The organism is Microcystis sp. LEGE 08355 (genome assembly GCF_015207185.1).
GTDB lineage: Bacteria > Cyanobacteriota > Cyanobacteriia > Cyanobacteriales > Microcystaceae > Microcystis > Microcystis panniformis.
In genome coordinates, this window is the sequence record NZ_JADEXI010000034.1 from 1 (window position 1) to 16,962 (window position 16,962).

The window sequence follows — 16,962 nt, forward strand, 5'->3', positions numbered from 1 at the left end:
AAAGTCTGTCGACTCTGTGTAAGACAGTACATGGTTTTTTAACTGTGGTATGCGACGGTGGTGGAAGCAGAAACTTAAATCGTGAGGTTTAGGAATCGCCGCCCTAAAAGTGCGGCGAGGATGTCAAGAAGCACCTTTTCCTTTGAGCGAGAGAATGCGATCTGGCGTAGCGAGCGCTTTGCGTTCGCTCTACTTGGTGTTGTTTTTGGCCCGTTCGATCTTGCCTGCGATCGCATCCAGCCTGGCTTTGATTCCGGTCATCCACTGGTTAAACTCGGCCGACTGCCGGTCGATAGCTTCCTTCCGTAGCCTTATCTCTTCGGTTGTTTTTTCGTGGGCTTCTAACCGGATATTTAATTCTGCAATCATCATTGCCTCAAGTATCTATTGGTTTGTTTATTTGTTAGGGAGGAGGAATCTCATTTGTGCAAGTGAGTAATTATACTTGTCGATGAAACTTGCTTCTAGCAAGGCTTTCAAAATAGCTTGACATAAAACTTAATTTAGGAGTTACAAAGGTGAGATGCTCCCGATCGCTTTTAACATATTGCCAAGATAATCGCTGTAACCAACTCTCTTTTAAGCCATCTTCAATATCATATACAGACATAATGTTACTGGGATTTTGTAAAAGAGGAATTATTCCTTTGGTCACAGCGATGAGATTAGTTTTAAATAGCATATAAACTCTCCTAAGTCAGAAAAAAGAGTTAGAATAATCGAAAAAACCGATAACCAATAACAGGTAAAAACTACTCCTTATAGGGATCGTACTGACTCAATATCCGTTCTAACTTTACTTCGTCAATGCGATTAATTAAGCGTTTAGATTCTTCGACATCGCGGACAGTTTTTGATAAATTAATGGTGGAACCGACGCTAAATAGTAAACCCATGCCTAAATAACCTTTAATCCACGGATCTACTGGTAGATAAATAACTCCTAAAGAAGTGGCAGAAATAGAGACAATAAAAGATAACCAAGTTTGAAAAATCCACGCTTGAGTATGACTGGGAGCAGTACCGTATTTTTTATCGTTCATAATCGTCTCCTAAATGTTTCTGGAACCATTTTGTCGGTTCTAGAGGTGCAACAACAATGAGCGCTATCTAGTAGGGGGAGGGTTGAGAACTGGGGTGAAGTGGGGTGAAGTAGGGTGAAGTATAAAGTATAATTGTTGTCAGAATCTAGGAGCAAAAAGATGGAGATTAAACATCTGAAAATTTGGTTTTCTTGGGAAAAACAAGAACAAATGATCGAGTGCTTGGTGGGGAGAGTGGGATTAACCCGGGTGCGTGCCACTTGTTTTCTGCGTCTCTGGATTTATGCGATTGCCAAGGAAGGACAGGCAAAACCCCCCTTATCCCAGTTAATTTTTCCCACCACTGCCATTATCTGTACCCATCGGCAAGCATCGGATTTATTTTATCAGGATCAGGACCAGGGCAGCGATCGCTCTGCTGGTATGATGTTAGATAAATTAGCAGCCCTTGGTTTAATTGAAAAAATTTTTGACGGCAACACAACCAGAATTAAAATCAAGCCAATTACGGGGATTTTAGAGCCTGATAGCTCAGAATCATCTGTGGAATTGCAATTAGATCAATTTAATCCCCGTTGTGATGCGATTCCTGTGGCTAACTTGCTGACACGCAATTATAACTGGATGAATCGCAATGCTGAAGCAATTCCCCATCGCATTTCTCGTCTGTTGCGGGGTTGGTCAAAAGATTACACCACAGGTATGCGAGTTTTGCGTCGGGTAGATAATCTTAATCCCGTCGGTTTTTATCTCCTCTATCCCACCGCAAACGAGTCGGAAGCGAATTTTTTTACCTCTCCTAACAAGAGTTTACATCTAAGTGCGATCAACGAACAGGATCCTTTTAAAATGGCATCCGTGGGAGATGAAAATTGTCTTTCGGTATTTATTCGCAGTTGGATGATTGATGCTAATTATTTAGAAAAATATCGTTTAATTTTTCTGCAAGATGCCCAAAAAACTCTCCAGAGAATGACCTTAGATTTTCCTAATCTCTGCGATTTACATACTTTGATTATTCATCCCGATTATGAGAAATTAGCCGCCGCCTTGGGATTTCAAAAAACTATTCAGGAATCCCCAAACTCTATTTATTGGATGTATTTAGGACTCGATCGCTTTTTATCCCTAGATATGAGTGCAATTCAATTTTAATCGGGAGTGGGGAAATTATGAATTATGAATTATGAATTGGGGAGTGGGGAGTAGGGGGAAAAAATCCATAACTGGGTTTTTGAAGTTCGATCGAGAGTTAGTGGTAATATTAAAAGCGGATTTGGTATAACATCTTGTCAATAAGTATTGTTATAATAATGACATCAATTAAGCTATAGTCGCCTATGTCTGAACAATTGATCGCTAATCTTGCTAATGCCTTTAAACCAGTTCCTTTACCTGCCGATAGTCCCTTTTATGTGGATCTAAAAGCAGTGAGAGCGGATGCTGATGTTTGTCAAGATTTAGGCAGAAAAATTATTCGTGCGCTGCCAACAGACTACACCCATCAACTCTACACAGGACATCGAGGAGGGGGGAAATCCACGGAATTATTGCGGCTGAAAAAATATCTAGAGCAAAAAAATTGTTTTGTTGTTTATTTTGCCGCAGATGAAGACGATATCGATCCAGAAGATGCTCAATATACAGATATTCTCATTGCCTGTACGCGCCATTTATTAGAACAACTAAAACAGGCTAATTCAACCCCCTTAAAAAACTGGATAAAATCCCGTTGGCAGGATTTAATTGATTTAGCTTTAACAGAGATTAAAGTGGAAGATGTCAAATTAGAAACGGGAGACTTGATTAAATATTTTGGTAAATTGTCTGCGGCGATTCGGGCAATTCCCAGTCAAAGACAAGAAATAAGAAATAAAATCAATCCTCATACTGTTACCCTGTTAACAGCACTAAATGAGTTTATTGATAATAGCAAAACTGTCTTAGATGATTCAACAAAATTAGTGGTAATTGTTGATAACTTAGATCGCATTGTACCGATATATCGGCGAGATCATAAAACTAATCATGATGAGATTTTTTTAGATCGAGCTAATCAATTAAAGGGGTTAAATTGTCATTTGATTTATACTATACCTATTTCAATGGCCTATTCTAATCGGGCCAATGATCTACGCGATATTTATGATAATGACCCGATGGTTTTACCGATGATTATGATCCGCAATCTTGATCGTACTATTAATCCTGATGGTATGGCAAAAATTAAGGCTATTATTGAGAAAAGAACGCAGCAATTTTTACCGAAGAAAAAGCTAGAAACAGATATTTTTGAAAGTCAAGAAGTTCTGGAGCGATTATGTTTAATGACTGGAGGTCATGTACGAAACCTAATTTTATTAATGCAAACCGCTTTAGATCATGTGGATGCTTTACCTATTACCGCAAAAGCTGCTCAAAGAGCAATAACTCAAGCTAGAGATGTCTATCAGAGAACAGTAGAACACGAGCAGTGGAAAATTCTGGCTAAGGTATATCGTACCAACGAAATTCAAAATGATGAAGCTCATCGTAAATTATTATTCAATCGTTGTATTTTACAATATGCTTATTTTGATGCAGATGCAGAGTTAAAAAGTTGGTATGATGTGCATCCTTTAATTACCAAAATTAAGGAGTTTAATGATGAATTATGAATGATGAATTATGAATGATGAATGGGGAGCGGGAAACAGGGAACAGGTGAGAAAATTATTGTACCTCATAAATCTGAATACAGCTATATATAATAATGACAAACCAAAAATTAAAACCCTTAACTAACTTTCAGGAATCGGATTTTGAAGGATTGCGAGAAGAGCAACCCCTAACAGCAGCAGAATCCTATCAAGCATTACTGCGATCGCTGAGACGAAAAAATGGCTTTAATTTACTCTTTGTTCGCTGTTCTCCCGTGCAAGCTGATGAGATTATCCGGGGAGTCAGTCAAGATTTACCTAATAAAAATATTCAAGTCCTGCAACTTGATTCAGAAACCGATAATTTGTATGAGAAAATTGTCGATCTACCAAATTATACCAATCTAAACATTCTTTTTGTGCGCGGTTTAGAAAATGCACTACTGCGCTACGAAGAAGCGGAAAGTGAAGGCTATTTCTTGTTGAGTCAAAGTCCGGTTTATGGGGGAACCTGGGCCGGAGTTCCTAAGATTTTAGGCTATTTAAACCTATCTCGTGAGCGATTTGAGCGGCAATTTCCCTTTACTTTAGTATTCTTATTGCCAGAATTTGCCTTGCGGTATTTTATTCGTCGTGCGTCGGATTTTTTTGATTGGTATTCGGGAGTTTATGAATTTCCGACCGATAAGGACATATTGCACAGAGAAATTAGAAGACTGGTTTATTTAGACGGCGATCTCGATACCTATCAACAATTCACTCCCCAACAACGACAGGAAAAGTTAGCCGAAATTAAGGCCTATTTAAGCGATTCCCCATCTCTCGATCCTGTTCAAGCATCTGAATTGTGGCATGAAAAAGGCTTAATTCATCAAATGGGAAAAGAATACGAAGAAGCGATCGCATCCTACGATCAAGCTTTAGAATTTAAACCCGATTACCCTGATGCTTGGAACAACCGAGGGGTTGCGTTATATAATTTAGGCAGATTTGAGGAAGCGATCGCATCATATGATCGAGCTTTAGAATTTAAACCCGATTACCATCAAGCTTGGTTTATCCGAGGGGTTGCGTTAAATAATTTACGCAGGTTTGAAGAAGCGATCGCATCATATGATCGAGCTTTAGAATTTAAACCCGATTACCATCAAGCTTGGTACAACCGAGGGATTGCGTTAGGTAATTTAGGCAGATTTGAACAAGCGATCGCATCATATGATCGAGCTTTAGAAATTAAACCCGATTACCCTGTTGCTTGGGATAATCGAGGATATGTTTTAACTTGTATGGGACGATATAAAGATGCATTAGAATCTTGTGATCGTGCTATTAAAATTAATTCAAATGATGCTAATGCTTACTACAATAAAGCTTGCTGTTATGGCTTACAAAATAATGTGGAATTAGCTATCGAAAACTTACAACGCGCCATCAGTCTTGATGTCGAATATCAGGATATGGCGAAAACAGATAAAGATTTTGAGCAGATTCGGGGAGATGAGCGGTTTCAATCATTGCTAAGTTAAGTAAATAAAAAAAGAGATGACTATCTATGTCGAAAGCAATCCTATCATCAGAGTTAGGGTATAATAACTCTTAAGTCACAACTTTCGATCCTAATCAGGAGAACAATTGCTATGACACTGGCAAACACCCACCAACAAACCATTTTAGAAAAACTGCAAACCCTCAACCCACAACAACAACAAGTAATAGAGTTTATTGAATTTTTGCAACTTAAAGCAGATAAGACAGCAATTCATGAGGGAGAAAGAGAAATTTCTGCTTTAGAATCAGCCGGAGACTTAGTGGGGTGTTTAGACAGTGGTAAAGGAGATTTATCCCTAAAAAAGAGGGAATTTAAAAAGAAGCATCTAGTCTAATATGCTTAAAAGAGTAATTCTAGATACGGGAGTCTTAGTCGCCGTTCTCGACCGGAGTAATAATTATCACAATTGGGCAATTCAGCAATGGGAAAAAGTTGCCAAACCTTTATTAACTTGTGAGGCAGTTATCACTGAATCCTGTTTTATTTTGTGAAGTAAATAAAGAGAGAAAATTATTCATGTCAAAAAAAACTATTGATCTCAATCAAGTACAGTTAACTTTACAAGAACTACTTGCCTTAATAAAGGTAGATACTGAAATTATTATAACCGAAGGAAACAAGCCTGTAGCTCGTCTAATTCCTTGGGGAGATACTGAAAAAACAACGTCTGAAACTCCTTCTCCTAAGTTACGACAACCAGGACTACACGCTGGAAAAATTAGGACTAGCGAAGATTTTGATGAGCCACTTCCTGAAGAATTTTGGACAGGTGAATCATGAAATTTCTTTTAGATACCCATACATTTATTTGGTGGGATAGCGAACCAGAAAAACTCTCTCAAAGAGCTTTAGAACTGTGTAGAGATCCTAGTAATACGCTATTACTTAGTATTACAAGTATTTGGGAAATGCAAATCAAACTACAACTAGGTAAACTATCACTCAAGATACCTTTAGCAGAAATGATTAATACTCAGCAGGAAACTAACCAAATTGGCCTTTTATCAATTACAGTCAGCCATGTTTTAGCTTTAAATACTTTACCTAACATCCATAAAGATCCATTTGACCGCTTGTTAGTTGCTCAAGCTAATCTTGAAAATGCTAGACTGATTAGCCATGATTCAATATTAGCAAAATATCCTGTTCAGATAGATTGGTAGATAGGGCTTGCTGAATAAATGTGAAATATAGACGAGGTAAGGGTTTTAGGGTTCTGTTTTGCTCTCACAGGTGCAAGATTTTGAGAGAATCGTCGTTCAAAACCTTGCGTCTTCATCGGCCCGCGTCCTGTAGGGGCGAAGCATTCGGACAATAACCTATCGGTGAAACCGTAGATTTTCTATCCGAATGCTTCGCCCGTACTTTTTCAGCAAGTCCTAGCAATTCTTGGTGGTTTAACCCCCAATTAAATAAAAGATCTGCGATTCCAAGACATACGGAAATTAGGGATATTCTCGCTAATAAAATCTGCAAAGATATCGGAATACCACTAATAAAATAAATCGTTCATCAGTCTTGATGTCAAATATCAGGATCTGGCAAAAACAGATAAAGATTTTGAGCATATTCGGGGAGATGATCTGTTAAGTTAAGTAAATAACAAAAGAGATAACTATCTATGTCGAAAGCAATCCCATCATCACAGTTAGGCGATAATAACTCTTAATTTCCAACTTTCGATCCTAATCAGGAGACCGATTGCTATGACACTGGCAAATACCCACCTAAAAATCGAAAATTTCGCTCATTATATCATAAAAATCACCAAAAATACTTAATTTAATTAAGACAACTAAATAATTGTTTAATCGGTAATTCTTGAGGAAATCTAAAATCAGAACCCAACTGGCAAAAAGAGTGAGAGAATAAAAACATAGTTCAGAGAGTAGAGGCTGTCAAGACAAGCTTTCCAGTCCTAAAATCCATGATTCCTGCCGGGTGAGGGACGATAACTAACTTTCAAAAAAGCAGAATTCAATTTAGTAGAAAAAAATCGCAACAATCTGTCAATCTACTGAAAAAAGAGAGAAAACTTATGTTTTGTGAACAATGCGAACAAACCGCTAGTGGTAATGGTTGTCATCAGTGGGGAGCCTGTGGAAAAAGTCCCGAAGTCAACGCCGTTCAAGACTTATTAGTTTATTGTCTGCGGGGATTAGCATCGGTGGTTTTAAAAGCCAAAGAAGCGGCAATATCTACTCGCGAAGCTGATATTTTTACCTGTGAGGCGCTTTTCGCCACCATGACCAATGTTAACTTTGATCAACGACGTTTTACCGATTATATTCAGCGTTGTTTAGAGATTCGGGAAAATTTAAAAGCACAATTGGGATCCCTTGACTGGTCTGCACTTGCCAACTATCAGCCTAATTTTAATGAGAGCCTAGTTAGCCAAGGTCAAGAAGTATCCTTAGAGCTAATTGAAAAAATGCAAGACCTCGATATTTTTTCCCTAAAGTTAACTGCTATCTACGGAGTTAAAGGTCTGGCTTCCTATACTTTCCACGCTCAGGAATTAGGTCAAGAGGATGACTCGGTTTATCAGGTTATCCAAGAGACTTTAGCGGCAATTGATCGCAGTGATTTAAACCTGAATGATTGGGTGGCAATCTGTCTAAAAGTTGGGGAAGCAAACCTGCGAGCAATGGAATTATTAGATCAAGGTCATACCGAAACCTACGGTCATCCCATACCGACAAATGTTCCCTTAAATCCGCGTCTAGGTAAAGCCATTTTAGTCTCCGGCCATGATATTAAACAATTAGCGGCTTTACTGGCACAAACTGCCAATACTGGGATAACAGTCTATACCCACGGAGAATTATTACCCGCCCACGGTTATCCAAAACTAAAAGAAAAATATCCCCATCTCTACGGTCATTATGGCACCGCCTGGCAAAATCAAACTAAAGAATTTGCTAAGTTTCCGGGGGCAATAGTTTTAACTACTAATTGTCTCATGCCACCCCACGAAAACTATGAAAGTAAACTCTTTACCCTCGGACCTGTGGGTTATGCCCATATTAACCGCTTAGAAACAGTGGACGGTGCGATCGATTTTTGTCCCGTGATTGCTAAAGCGCAGTCATTGCCCGGATTTACTGAAATAAGCGAACCTCGGCAGGTAATGGTAGGATTTGCCCACAATACCGTTCTCAGTGTCGCTGATACGGTGGTTGATGCCCTTAAACAGGGTAAAATCCGTCACTTCTTCCTGGTTGGCGGCTGCGATGGCGCAAAACCCGATCGCAATTACTACACCGAATTCGTGGAACAAGTCCCCGAAGATTGCATCGTTTTAACCCTTGCCTGTGGAAAATTCCGCTTTTTCGACAAACAATTAGGTAGCATCGAAGGATTACCCCGGCTGATGGACGTAGGCCAATGTAACGACGCCTATAGTGCCATCAAAATCGCCCTAGGATTAGCCAACGCTTTTAACGTTAGCGTCAATGAGATTCCCCTCTCCCTAATTATCTCTTGGTACGAACAAAAAGCGATCGCTGTACTGCTCACCCTGCTGCATCTAGGTATTCAAAATATCCGTCTGGGACCAACTTTACCGGCATTTATCTCCCCTAACGTCCTGAAATTCCTCTCCGATACCTATCACCTGCAGCCGATTACCACCCCCGCAAAAGACTTAGCCGCTTGTCTAGGTTAAAACTTTCTGTAAAAATCCCACCCTTGGCCACAAATTGTGGCCTATGGGAAGGAGAGGGATATTATCCTCAAGGAGAATAATTTGTATGTCCGTAATCACTTTAAGCATTGATGGCAAAGATGTAGCGATCGAAGCGGGTTCGCGAGTTCTCGCAGCCGCTAGTCAGGTAGGAATAAAAATTCCCGCCCTCTGTCATCTCGATGGGGTTTCCGAAGTAGCTGCCTGTCGCTTATGTTTGGTAGAAATTGAAGGTATTAATAAATTATTACCTGCCTGTGTAACGGAAGTGGCGGAAGGAATGGTGGTCCATACCGATACCCCAAAACTAAAAGAATATCGCCGCATGACAGTGGAATTATTATTCGCTGAAGGTAATCACGTTTGTGCAGTTTGTGTGGCTAATGGTAACTGTGAATTACAAGATTTAGCCATCGAAGTGGGTATGGATCATAGTCGTTTTCCCTACCGTTTTCCCAAGCGAGAAGTGGATATTTCCCATCATCTTTTTGGTATCGATCATAATCGTTGTGTTCTCTGTACCCGTTGTGTGCGAGTCTGTGATGAAATTGAAGGGGCGCACGTTTGGGATCTGGCTTATCGCGGCGAAAAAGATAAAATTATCGCGGGAATGGATCAGCCTTGGGGCAGCGTTTCTGCCTGTACTTCCTGCGGCAAATGTGTTGCTGCTTGTCCAACCGGGGCGATATTCCGCAAGGGTTCCGCCGTTTCCGAAAAAGAGGAAGATCGATCGAAGTTGGAATTTTTAGTTAATGCTAGGACTGAACACCAATGGACGCGTTAGCGAAAAATGGTAGATTCTCAAAACGCTCGTTGGGGACATCTAGGTATTTATGCTAAGTATCTGCGGGAGGAAATGGCTCTGTATGACGAGATTATGGGGATGAATGAAGATATTCGCTTGATTTCCGATTACTGCGGTATTTCTGCCCAGGAAACTCAACGAGCAAAGGACTACGCTTTCGGTAGCGGTGTCAGTCAGTATGAATTTTGGCCTAGTATTGATATGGCAAAGGCTTGGTTGCGGATGGCGCGAGGACAGGGAACGGCAATTGATCGCGTCTTTCTACAACACGAAATCTTAGAATCGGATTTAGTGATCAATCAGGGTATGAATCAGCCTTCTGCTCACGAAATCGCTCAAGCTCAATATGGTTGGTCTGTCATACTGCGTCAAGGGAATCAATAATGTTATGAATGATACAAATCTCGAACAGATATTTCTGCAAGCCTTGGATCGCTGTCTATCCCTGCTGGATTATCAATCTCAACCAACCAATTTAGCTTGGTCCGCGATCGAACTTTTCGCCGAAGTTGGGCGATTTCCCCAGATGCTTCGCCAATTCTGTGATCAATACCGAGAGCGTGTGGCGGCGGCAGATCGGGCGATCGAGGATTACGCCAGTAGTGTAGATAATTGGACAGTCAAGGGGACTATTTTCGGGGCGCAGGATCAATGTAATATCTTGCATTTTTTTCTCAATGTCCACACGAAAAATTTTAAGTTTTTTAGAGGTGAAAATTGGACACCACAGCTAATCTGTGAATTTTTGCAAGAATGGAAGGGGATCGATCTTTTTTCTTTAATTGCAGATAATCAGGAACTTGTCGAGATAGGCAAAAACCCTCCCCTCGGTAAACAGCCGCTTTTCTATTAGCTAGTAATCACTATTGCCCAAACCTAACAAACAAGGAATTAAAATTATGAGTAAAATTCGCTTCGCTACTGTCTGGTTAGCCGGTTGTTCGGGATGCCATATGTCCTTCCTCGATTTGGACGAATGGCTGTTAGAATTAGCCGAAAAAGTTGACGTGGTGTATAGTCCCGTCGGCTGCGATCTGAAAACCTATCCGGAAAATGTCGATGTCTGTTTAGTGGAAGGAGCGATCGCTAATCAGGATAATTTAGAACTAATTCATCTAGTCCGTCAAAATACCAAAACCGTCGTTTCTTTTGGTGATTGCGCTGTAACTGCTAACGTTCCCGCTATGCGGAATATGTTGGGAACTGCCGATCCCGTGCTAAAAAGAGCTTATTTAGAGTTAGGAGATAACACACCTCAACTACCAGAAGAACCCGGTATCGTTCCCGAATTATTAGATCAAGTGCTGCCCGTCCATCAAGTCATTCCCATCGATATTTTTATGCCGGGATGTCCCCCCGATGCGGACAGAATTCGCGAGACATTGATCCCCATTTTAAAAGGGGAATTACCCGTGATGGCAGGACGAGAAATGATTAAATTTGGTTAATTAAATCAGTTATCAGTTATCAGTTATCAGTTATCAGTTATCAGGAGACAGCTTTGACGTATTCTCCCCATTTGCTTCTCCCCTCTCCCCTCTCACCAATTCATAATTCATAATTCATAATTCATAATTCATAATTCATAATTCCCTAAATCAAGTTAAAATATCCGCTCCTAACATCCGTTGATATTTAGCTTCTAAAGCTTGTTTCAAATTGGGCAAAGTGATTAAATGGGGATCATCTAACATAATTTTTTCAGCGGCATCTCTTGCCAAAACTAACACCTCTTGATCCTCGACTAAACTAGCGAGAGCAAAATCTGGTAAACCCGATTGTCGTTGTCCTAAAACTTCTCCTGGACCGCGAAATCGCATATCCATTTCCGAGATAAAAAAGCCGTCTTGGGATTGTTCCAAAACCGTCAATCTTTGACGGGAATTAGCACTATTACTTCCACTTAAAAGTAAACAATAGGATTGATAGGAACCTCTGCCCACACGCCCCCGTAATTGATGCAATTGTGAAAGGCCAAAACGTTCGGCATTTTCAATTAACATCACCGTGGCATTGGGAACATCCACCCCCACTTCGATAACCGTAGTTGAGACAATAATTTGCAGAATATTATCGCGAAAAGCTGTTAATATTTCCTCTTTTTCGGCGGAACTCATGCGACCATGGAGTAAACCGATATTAAAATTAGGAAAAATCTTTTCTGATAAATTTTGATATTCTTCCACCGCAGCCCTTACATCTAATTTTTCCGATTCTTCAATTAAGGGAAAAATCACATAAGCTTGTCTGCCTTGGGCAATTTCACGGCGAATTAAATCATAGGCAGCCCTTCTTTGATTGCCATTTAAAGCGGTGGTTTGAATCGGCTGTCTGCCGGGGGGTAATTCGTCAATTTGACTCACATCTAAATCCCCATGCAGGGTTAAAGCTAAAGTACGGGGAATCGGTGTTGCTGTCATGGTTAAAACGTGGGGAGACTCTCCTTTGCTTAATAATCTTGCCCTTTGTTGTACCCCAAAGCGATGCTGTTCATCAATAACAACTAACCCCAATTTGCGGAAATTAACTGCATCTTGAATTAGGGCATGAGTTCCCACTAAAAGTGGTAATTCTCCTGTCTCTAATTGGGCATGAATTTCTCGCCGTTTAGCGGTTTTTGTGGAACCAGTTAATAATTCTACGGGTAAATGTAAGAGATTAAACCAGCTAACTAACTTACGATAATGTTGTTCTGCTAAAACTTCCGTAGGAGCCATTAATGCCGCTTGATAACCGGATTGTAGGGCTGCTAAAATGGCATAAACTCCGACAATTGTTTTGCCAGAACCCACATCCCCCTGCACAAGACGATTCATCGGGGTGCTAGAATCTAAATCCTCTAAAATTTCCTCAATAACTCGTTTTTGAGCATTGGTTAATTGAAAGGGAATTATCTGATTAAATTGATCAATTAGTTGACCCTTAGCACTAAAAATAGCGCTTTTCTGTGTCTGACGATACTGTTGCCGCCGCCGCAGAAACCCCAATTGTAAAAAGAAGAATTCATCAAAGACTAATCGCCGTCGCGCTTGACTGAGAATCTCGGAATTATTGGGGAAATGAATGTTAGTAATTGCTGTTTTTAAATCGATTAATCCGTATTGTTTTCTTAGACCGAAAGGTAGGGGGTCTTTTATCGCCTCTACTGCCCCAAAAGCGGCGACTACAGCCTTTCTAATTAGGTCGGCGGGTACTCCATCGGTGAGGGGATAAACCGGCAGGATACGCCCGATTTTTAAGGACTCAATACTTGCCCCAGAACTGTCTAATAATTCAAATTCAGGATTTTCTAAAGTTAACCCATATTTACCCGCTTTAACTAAACCACTAACCGCCACCACCGAACCGACGGGATAGAGTTTTTTTTGTCCTTCTTGCCAAGCACGATTAGTATAGCGAGTTCCCGCATAAAAACGGTTTAATTTTATCTGTCCAGTGCGATCCTGTAAGAGCAATTCAAAGATAGCTAACTTGGTATTTTTGGGGCTATTAAAACAATTACATCGCTTGACATTCCCCACTAAAGTTACCGTTTCCCCCTCGGTTAAATTAGCGATATTGACTTGACGACTGTAATCCACATGATCCCGGGGATAATAATATAATAAATCTTCAACTTTGTGGAGGTTTAATCTTTCTAAAAGACTGGCTTTTCTCTCTCCCACTTCCGCTAGATATTTCAAGGGTTGTTCCAGGGTGACTTGCCGTGGAGAATTAGCCTTTGCCGTGATGGGAGTGGTATTAATAATTTTCGCCGCAGTTGGTTCTTTTGGGGTAGGGGTTGCTTCTAAAGTTTGCCGTAATTGTTGCAAAAAATTGCGAGTTTCGGCGACTAATTGTTGTCTTTGTCTGGGATTAAATTGGGAATATTGGGCAAATTTTTGGGCTAATTCTCGCCAGCGATTTCTCTCACTGGTGGCAATTCCCACGGGAGGATTATCCCCGAAACTAAGACAGAAAAACTCGCTAAAACGGTATTGATTTCCCTGAAGATCGGGATAACCTTTTTCCGCTTCTACAGATAAGGCTTTTTGTAATCTCACCCAGTCGGGTATTTCCCCTTTCATAATTGCCTCTTGAATCCAAATTTCCCAGTATTATGTTTCCCTAATACCTCTGTTTGATTATAACTGATTAATCATACCAACTACTGCGCCACGCCGCTTCCGCTTGAGCAATAGTATATTCTTTGCGAATACGATGATATTGTTTACCTAGACGATTTAATTGTTCCCAAAGGGAGCGAATTTGATTTCTTTCGACACTTAAGCGCGTATCAGCAAATTCCAGTTCAGCCATTCGTAGATGAATTGCCGTTACTTTAGTGACTTTGCCACTTGAAAAATCATGATCATCCCCATCATCTTCATCTTCATCTTCATCTTCATCTTTTTCTTCCTCTGGTTCAGGGTTTTTAGCTTCTACTAAAATGTTTAACATATTATTTCCTCCACCTAGGGATTGTCCCTCTTCTCCCGCTTGAATTGCCATATCGATAATTTGACTGGGTAGATGAGGGGGAAGAATATAAGCTTTTTGTAGTTGCTGATTAATTTGTTTGGAGAGATGATTGAGAATCTCGATACAGTTTTTTTCCAGCACTCGACAACAATAAAGTAAAATATCGGGGTTATTAATCTCTCCAGTTGCGGCTAGATTTTCCGGTTTGTTTAGAAAAAGTTTTAAGAAATCTGGGGTATTTTTCGTCTCTGCTGGACTTTTAGAGAATCCTACCCCTGAAAATGTCCCTCGATCGAAGCTCTGCTCGCCCAATTGCTGTAAACTGGCTTTAGCCTCTTGTCCTAGAGCTTTGATCTCCTCTTGTAGTTTCTGACGATTGCTGTGGGAGAGAGCCAGAAATTCCCCCCCATAGTAGCGGGTACAGATATGATACACTGCCCCGATCGCCTGTTTATAGAGAGATTCACCGAGTAAATCAAGATAAATTCGGTATTTTTCCCGCATTCTTTCGGCTAAATTTGCCACTTCCGTTTCTATGTTCTTTAAATCTTGTTGTAGCTTGTTCAGTCTTCCAGTCATAGAAATTTTACCGAGGGAGAAGTTAGCGATCGGCGAATTCTATTATAGCGACTCACTGTCAGCTATAGCGCCCTGACCAGGGGGAGATGCTCAGACTCGATCGTTTATCGGTTATTTTAGGTATTAGCTTTTCCCAGATCGGCTTTTAGCATTGGTTTTGGCAAAGATAACTGCTATAATCAGGCTAATTAGTAGGAAAACTCTCTATCTCTATATTTTTGCATAGTTTACACCACAAGTCCGGGCATGAAAACCGACAGTATTTTTTATGATCTTTTTCAATCTTATCCGTCAATTTTCTTTGAATTAATCAACCTTTCCCCCAGAGCAGCAGAGAATTACCGCTTTGATTCCGTCGAAATCAAGCAACTAGCTTTTCGTATTGATGGCGTATTTTTGCCCAATATTACCGATCCTAGCATTCCTATTTATTTCTGCGAGGTGCAATTTCAAGATGATCAGAATTTTTATGGCCGTTTCTTTGCTGAAATCTTCTTATATCTCAGTAAAACTGCTTTTAACAATGATTGGCGCGGGGTGGTCATTTATCCCCATCGTCGGGTAGAATCAGATCAGGTTGTACGTTATCAAGACTTATTGACATCTGGGAGAGTGACGCGAATCTATTTAGATGAACTAGATGATATTAATCAAGATTCCCTCGGTATTGCCACCATAAAATTAATTATTGCTAAAGAAAATCAAGCAGTGGCAACAGCCAAACAACTTATTGAACGAGTGCGAACTGAATTTACCCAACCGCAAAACCTCCTACAATTAATAGAAACGATACTTATCTATAAATTACCACGTCTAAGTCGCCGGGAGATAGAAGCCATGTTTAGTTTAGATGAACTGAAACAAACCCGTTATTTTCAAGACGTTCGAGAAGAAGGTAAACTGGAAGGTAAACTGGAAGGTAAACTGGAAGGTAAACTGGAAGGTAAACTGGAAGGTAAACTGGAAGGTAAACTGGAAGGTAAACTGGAATCTGTGCCGCGTTTATTGGCTTTAGGTTTAACGGTAGAACAAATTGCTCAAGCCTTGGACTTAACTGTAGAAAAAGTGCGAGAAATACCAGAAACCCATTAAGATAATCTAGCAGTAAGCTATGACAGCGTTTCTGATCAGGATAAAGTGTAACCTAATTTGGTATCGACCACCGACTACCCAAAACAAAAACTTCCTACCTCACCTATGAATAGCACTCCTTCAGCTTCTTTAAGATTAAAAAAAAACAAAATTACCGACACAAATATCACTCTCTCCCATGGCAGTGGTGGCAGCGCAATGCGGGATTTAATTAATGAGATATTTGTGAATAATTTTGATAATAACCTACTGGCAACCCTTGAAGATCAAGCCCGATTTGAAATTAAAGATTTAGCTGGAATAGGCGATCGCTTGGCATTTACCACCGATTCTTATGTGGTTTCTCCCCTATTCTTTCCGGGGGGTGATATTGGTAGTTTAGCAGTCAATGGAACCGTTAATGATTTGGCTGTCGGTGGGGCAATTCCTCTCTATCTCAGTTGTAGTTTTATCCTCGAAGAAGGTTTATCTATCGACACCCTAAAAACCATCGTTACCAGCATGAAAATAGCCGCCGAAAAAGCAGCAGTAAAAATCGTCACCGGGGATACAAAAGTCGTTCCCAAGGGACAAGGAGATCAGATATTTATTAATACCTCTGGAGTGGGAGTAATTCCAGCCGGAATCAATTCTGGGGCGAATAATTTACAAGTTGGCGATCGCATTTTGCTGAACGGTTTTCTGGGGGATCACGGTGCCGCCATTCTGATTGCCAGGGGCGAATTAGACCTACAATGCACAATCGAAAGCGATTGTCAAGCTCTGAATTCTTTAATTTCTGCAATTCTGGCAGTTTGCCCGCAAGTTAAAGCGATGCGGGATGCCACTAGAGGCGGATTAGCCACGGTTTTAAACGAATTTGCCCAAAGTTCAGGGGTGGGAATACAGGTGCAGGAAACGGCGATCCCCATCCAGGAAGAAGTGCGAGGAATGTGCGAATTATTGGGCTTAGAACCGCTTTATCTGGCAAATGAGGGCAAATTAGTCCTTGTCGTGCCTCCGGAGGCGGAAAATCGCGTTTTAGCAGTGATGCGTTCCCATCCTGACGGTAAAAATGCCGCTTCTATCGGGGAAGTCGTCGCTTCTCCCCCCAATTTAGTTTACTTAAA

At 40.6% G+C, this 16,962-nt stretch carries 19 protein-coding genes; 14 read left to right on the forward strand and 5 right to left on the reverse strand.

Annotated features, from left to right (window positions below):
* Nucleotides 1-189: 189 nt before the first annotated feature.
* The 3 genes from IQ242_RS03150 to IQ242_RS03160 all read right to left on the reverse strand — a co-directional run bounded on the left by IQ242_RS03150 (nt 190) and on the right by IQ242_RS03160 (nt 1,043).
* Nucleotides 190-372 (reverse strand): hypothetical protein, encoded by a 183-nt coding sequence (locus IQ242_RS03150; protein WP_193959004.1) that lies wholly within the window; start codon nt 370-372, stop codon nt 190-192.
* A gap of 67 nt (nt 373-439) precedes the next feature.
* Nucleotides 440-682: a hypothetical protein gene (locus IQ242_RS03155; protein ID WP_193959005.1), complete on the reverse strand. Its 243-nt coding sequence runs from the start codon at nt 680-682 to the stop codon at nt 440-442.
* 70 nt (nt 683-752) lie between these two features.
* On the reverse strand, nt 753-1,043 hold the full coding sequence (locus tag IQ242_RS03160) for a YiaA/YiaB family inner membrane protein (RefSeq protein ID WP_193959006.1): 291 nt from the start codon (nt 1,041-1,043) through the stop codon (nt 753-755).
* 159 nt (nt 1,044-1,202) lie between these two features.
* On the opposite strand from IQ242_RS03160, the gene IQ242_RS03165 reads away from it, so the two are divergent.
* The 12 genes from IQ242_RS03165 to IQ242_RS03220 all read left to right on the forward strand — a co-directional run bounded on the left by IQ242_RS03165 (nt 1,203) and on the right by IQ242_RS03220 (nt 11,169).
* A complete protein-coding gene (locus IQ242_RS03165) occupies nt 1,203-2,198 on the forward strand; it encodes a hypothetical protein (RefSeq protein WP_193959007.1) in 996 nt (331 codons plus the stop codon).
* A 185-nt stretch (nt 2,199-2,383) separates the two neighbouring features.
* Entirely contained in the window at nt 2,384-3,700 is a 1,317-nt protein-coding gene (locus tag IQ242_RS03170) for a P-loop NTPase fold protein (protein ID WP_193959008.1), read from the forward strand.
* A gap of 152 nt (nt 3,701-3,852) precedes the next feature.
* Entirely contained in the window at nt 3,853-5,208 is a 1,356-nt protein-coding gene (locus IQ242_RS03175) for a tetratricopeptide repeat protein (protein ID WP_228020794.1), read from the forward strand.
* A 111-nt stretch (nt 5,209-5,319) separates the two neighbouring features.
* Nucleotides 5,320-5,565 (forward strand): hypothetical protein, encoded by a 246-nt coding sequence (locus IQ242_RS03180; protein WP_061430649.1) that lies wholly within the window; start codon nt 5,320-5,322, stop codon nt 5,563-5,565.
* Nucleotide 5,566: 1 nt separating this feature from the next.
* Nucleotides 5,567-5,722, forward strand: a complete 156-nt coding sequence (locus IQ242_RS03185; protein ID WP_193959010.1) for a PIN domain-containing protein — start codon at nt 5,567-5,569, stop codon at nt 5,720-5,722.
* Between the two features lie 25 nt (nt 5,723-5,747).
* Nucleotides 5,748-6,011 carry a type II toxin-antitoxin system Phd/YefM family antitoxin gene (locus IQ242_RS03190; RefSeq protein ID WP_008203789.1) on the forward strand — a complete coding sequence of 88 codons (264 nt, stop codon included), beginning with the start codon at nt 5,748-5,750 and terminating at the stop codon, nt 6,009-6,011.
* Nucleotides 6,008-6,394, forward strand: a complete 387-nt coding sequence (locus tag IQ242_RS03195) for a type II toxin-antitoxin system VapC family toxin (protein WP_002734288.1) — start codon at nt 6,008-6,010, stop codon at nt 6,392-6,394. Before IQ242_RS03190 ends, IQ242_RS03195 begins: the two co-directional genes overlap by 4 nt.
* Nucleotides 6,395-7,269: 875 nt before the next feature.
* Nucleotides 7,270-8,898, forward strand: coding sequence for a hydroxylamine reductase (hcp, locus tag IQ242_RS03200; RefSeq protein WP_193959011.1), 1,629 nt, complete (start codon nt 7,270-7,272; stop codon nt 8,896-8,898).
* Nucleotides 8,899-8,983: 85 nt separating this feature from the next.
* Complete coding sequence (gene hoxU, locus IQ242_RS03205) at nt 8,984-9,700, forward strand: bidirectional hydrogenase complex protein HoxU (protein ID WP_002734546.1); 717 nt, start codon at nt 8,984-8,986, stop codon at nt 9,698-9,700.
* Nucleotides 9,701-9,706: 6 nt separating this feature from the next.
* On the forward strand, nt 9,707-10,105 hold the full coding sequence (locus tag IQ242_RS03210; RefSeq protein WP_193959012.1) for a hypothetical protein: 399 nt from the start codon (nt 9,707-9,709) through the stop codon (nt 10,103-10,105).
* A gap of 4 nt (nt 10,106-10,109) precedes the next feature.
* Entirely contained in the window at nt 10,110-10,574 is a 465-nt protein-coding gene (locus tag IQ242_RS03215) for a hypothetical protein (protein WP_228008513.1), read from the forward strand.
* Nucleotides 10,575-10,620: 46 nt separating this feature from the next.
* The gene (locus tag IQ242_RS03220; RefSeq protein WP_002740992.1) at nt 10,621-11,169 is read left to right on the forward strand and encodes an oxidoreductase; all 549 of its coding nucleotides are present in this window, start codon (nt 10,621-10,623) and stop codon (nt 11,167-11,169) included.
* A 150-nt stretch (nt 11,170-11,319) separates the two neighbouring features.
* Here IQ242_RS03220 and recG read toward each other — a convergent pair whose 3' ends face one another.
* A complete protein-coding gene (recG, locus tag IQ242_RS03225) occupies nt 11,320-13,788 on the reverse strand; it encodes an ATP-dependent DNA helicase RecG (RefSeq protein ID WP_193959013.1) in 2,469 nt (822 codons plus the stop codon).
* A gap of 67 nt (nt 13,789-13,855) precedes the next feature.
* Nucleotides 13,856-14,761, reverse strand: a complete 906-nt coding sequence (locus tag IQ242_RS03230; protein ID WP_193959014.1) for a hypothetical protein — start codon at nt 14,759-14,761, stop codon at nt 13,856-13,858.
* Between the two features lie 246 nt (nt 14,762-15,007).
* On the opposite strand from IQ242_RS03230, the gene IQ242_RS03235 reads away from it, so the two are divergent.
* Together IQ242_RS03235 and hypE are read left to right on the forward strand one after the other, a co-directional pair.
* On the forward strand, nt 15,008-15,853 hold the full coding sequence (locus tag IQ242_RS03235) for an Rpn family recombination-promoting nuclease/putative transposase (protein ID WP_193959015.1): 846 nt from the start codon (nt 15,008-15,010) through the stop codon (nt 15,851-15,853).
* A 105-nt stretch (nt 15,854-15,958) separates the two neighbouring features.
* On the forward strand, nt 15,959-16,962 hold a 1,004-nt coding region (gene hypE, locus IQ242_RS03240), incomplete at its 3' end, for a hydrogenase expression/formation protein HypE (protein ID WP_193959016.1).

What these genes read in the sequence shown, in the direction of transcription:
- recG (WP_193959013.1), bottom strand. Translation starts at nt 13,788, where the DNA reads ATGAAAGGGGAAATACCCGACTGGGTGAGATTACAAAAAGCCTTATCT.
- IQ242_RS03150 (WP_193959004.1), bottom strand. Translation starts at nt 372, where the DNA reads ATGATGATTGCAGAATTAAATATCCGGTTAGAAGCCCACGAAAAAACA.
- IQ242_RS03165 (WP_193959007.1), top strand. Translation starts at nt 1,203, where the DNA reads ATGGAGATTAAACATCTGAAAATTTGGTTTTCTTGGGAAAAACAAGAA.
- IQ242_RS03215 (WP_228008513.1), top strand. Translation starts at nt 10,110, where the DNA reads ATGAATGATACAAATCTCGAACAGATATTTCTGCAAGCCTTGGATCGC.
- IQ242_RS03170 (WP_193959008.1), top strand. Translation starts at nt 2,384, where the DNA reads ATGTCTGAACAATTGATCGCTAATCTTGCTAATGCCTTTAAACCAGTT.
- IQ242_RS03180 (WP_061430649.1), top strand. Translation starts at nt 5,320, where the DNA reads ATGACACTGGCAAACACCCACCAACAAACCATTTTAGAAAAACTGCAA.
- IQ242_RS03220 (WP_002740992.1), top strand. Translation starts at nt 10,621, where the DNA reads ATGAGTAAAATTCGCTTCGCTACTGTCTGGTTAGCCGGTTGTTCGGGA.
- IQ242_RS03230 (WP_193959014.1), bottom strand. Translation starts at nt 14,761, where the DNA reads ATGACTGGAAGACTGAACAAGCTACAACAAGATTTAAAGAACATAGAA.
- IQ242_RS03190 (WP_008203789.1), top strand. Translation starts at nt 5,748, where the DNA reads ATGTCAAAAAAAACTATTGATCTCAATCAAGTACAGTTAACTTTACAA.
- IQ242_RS03155 (WP_193959005.1), bottom strand. Translation starts at nt 682, where the DNA reads ATGCTATTTAAAACTAATCTCATCGCTGTGACCAAAGGAATAATTCCT.
- IQ242_RS03195 (WP_002734288.1), top strand. Translation starts at nt 6,008, where the DNA reads ATGAAATTTCTTTTAGATACCCATACATTTATTTGGTGGGATAGCGAA.
- hoxU (WP_002734546.1), top strand. Translation starts at nt 8,984, where the DNA reads ATGTCCGTAATCACTTTAAGCATTGATGGCAAAGATGTAGCGATCGAA.
- IQ242_RS03210 (WP_193959012.1), top strand. Translation starts at nt 9,707, where the DNA reads ATGGTAGATTCTCAAAACGCTCGTTGGGGACATCTAGGTATTTATGCT.
- IQ242_RS03160 (WP_193959006.1), bottom strand. Translation starts at nt 1,043, where the DNA reads ATGAACGATAAAAAATACGGTACTGCTCCCAGTCATACTCAAGCGTGG.
- IQ242_RS03185 (WP_193959010.1), top strand. Translation starts at nt 5,567, where the DNA reads ATGCTTAAAAGAGTAATTCTAGATACGGGAGTCTTAGTCGCCGTTCTC.
- hcp (WP_193959011.1), top strand. Translation starts at nt 7,270, where the DNA reads ATGTTTTGTGAACAATGCGAACAAACCGCTAGTGGTAATGGTTGTCAT.
- IQ242_RS03235 (WP_193959015.1), top strand. Translation starts at nt 15,008, where the DNA reads ATGAAAACCGACAGTATTTTTTATGATCTTTTTCAATCTTATCCGTCA.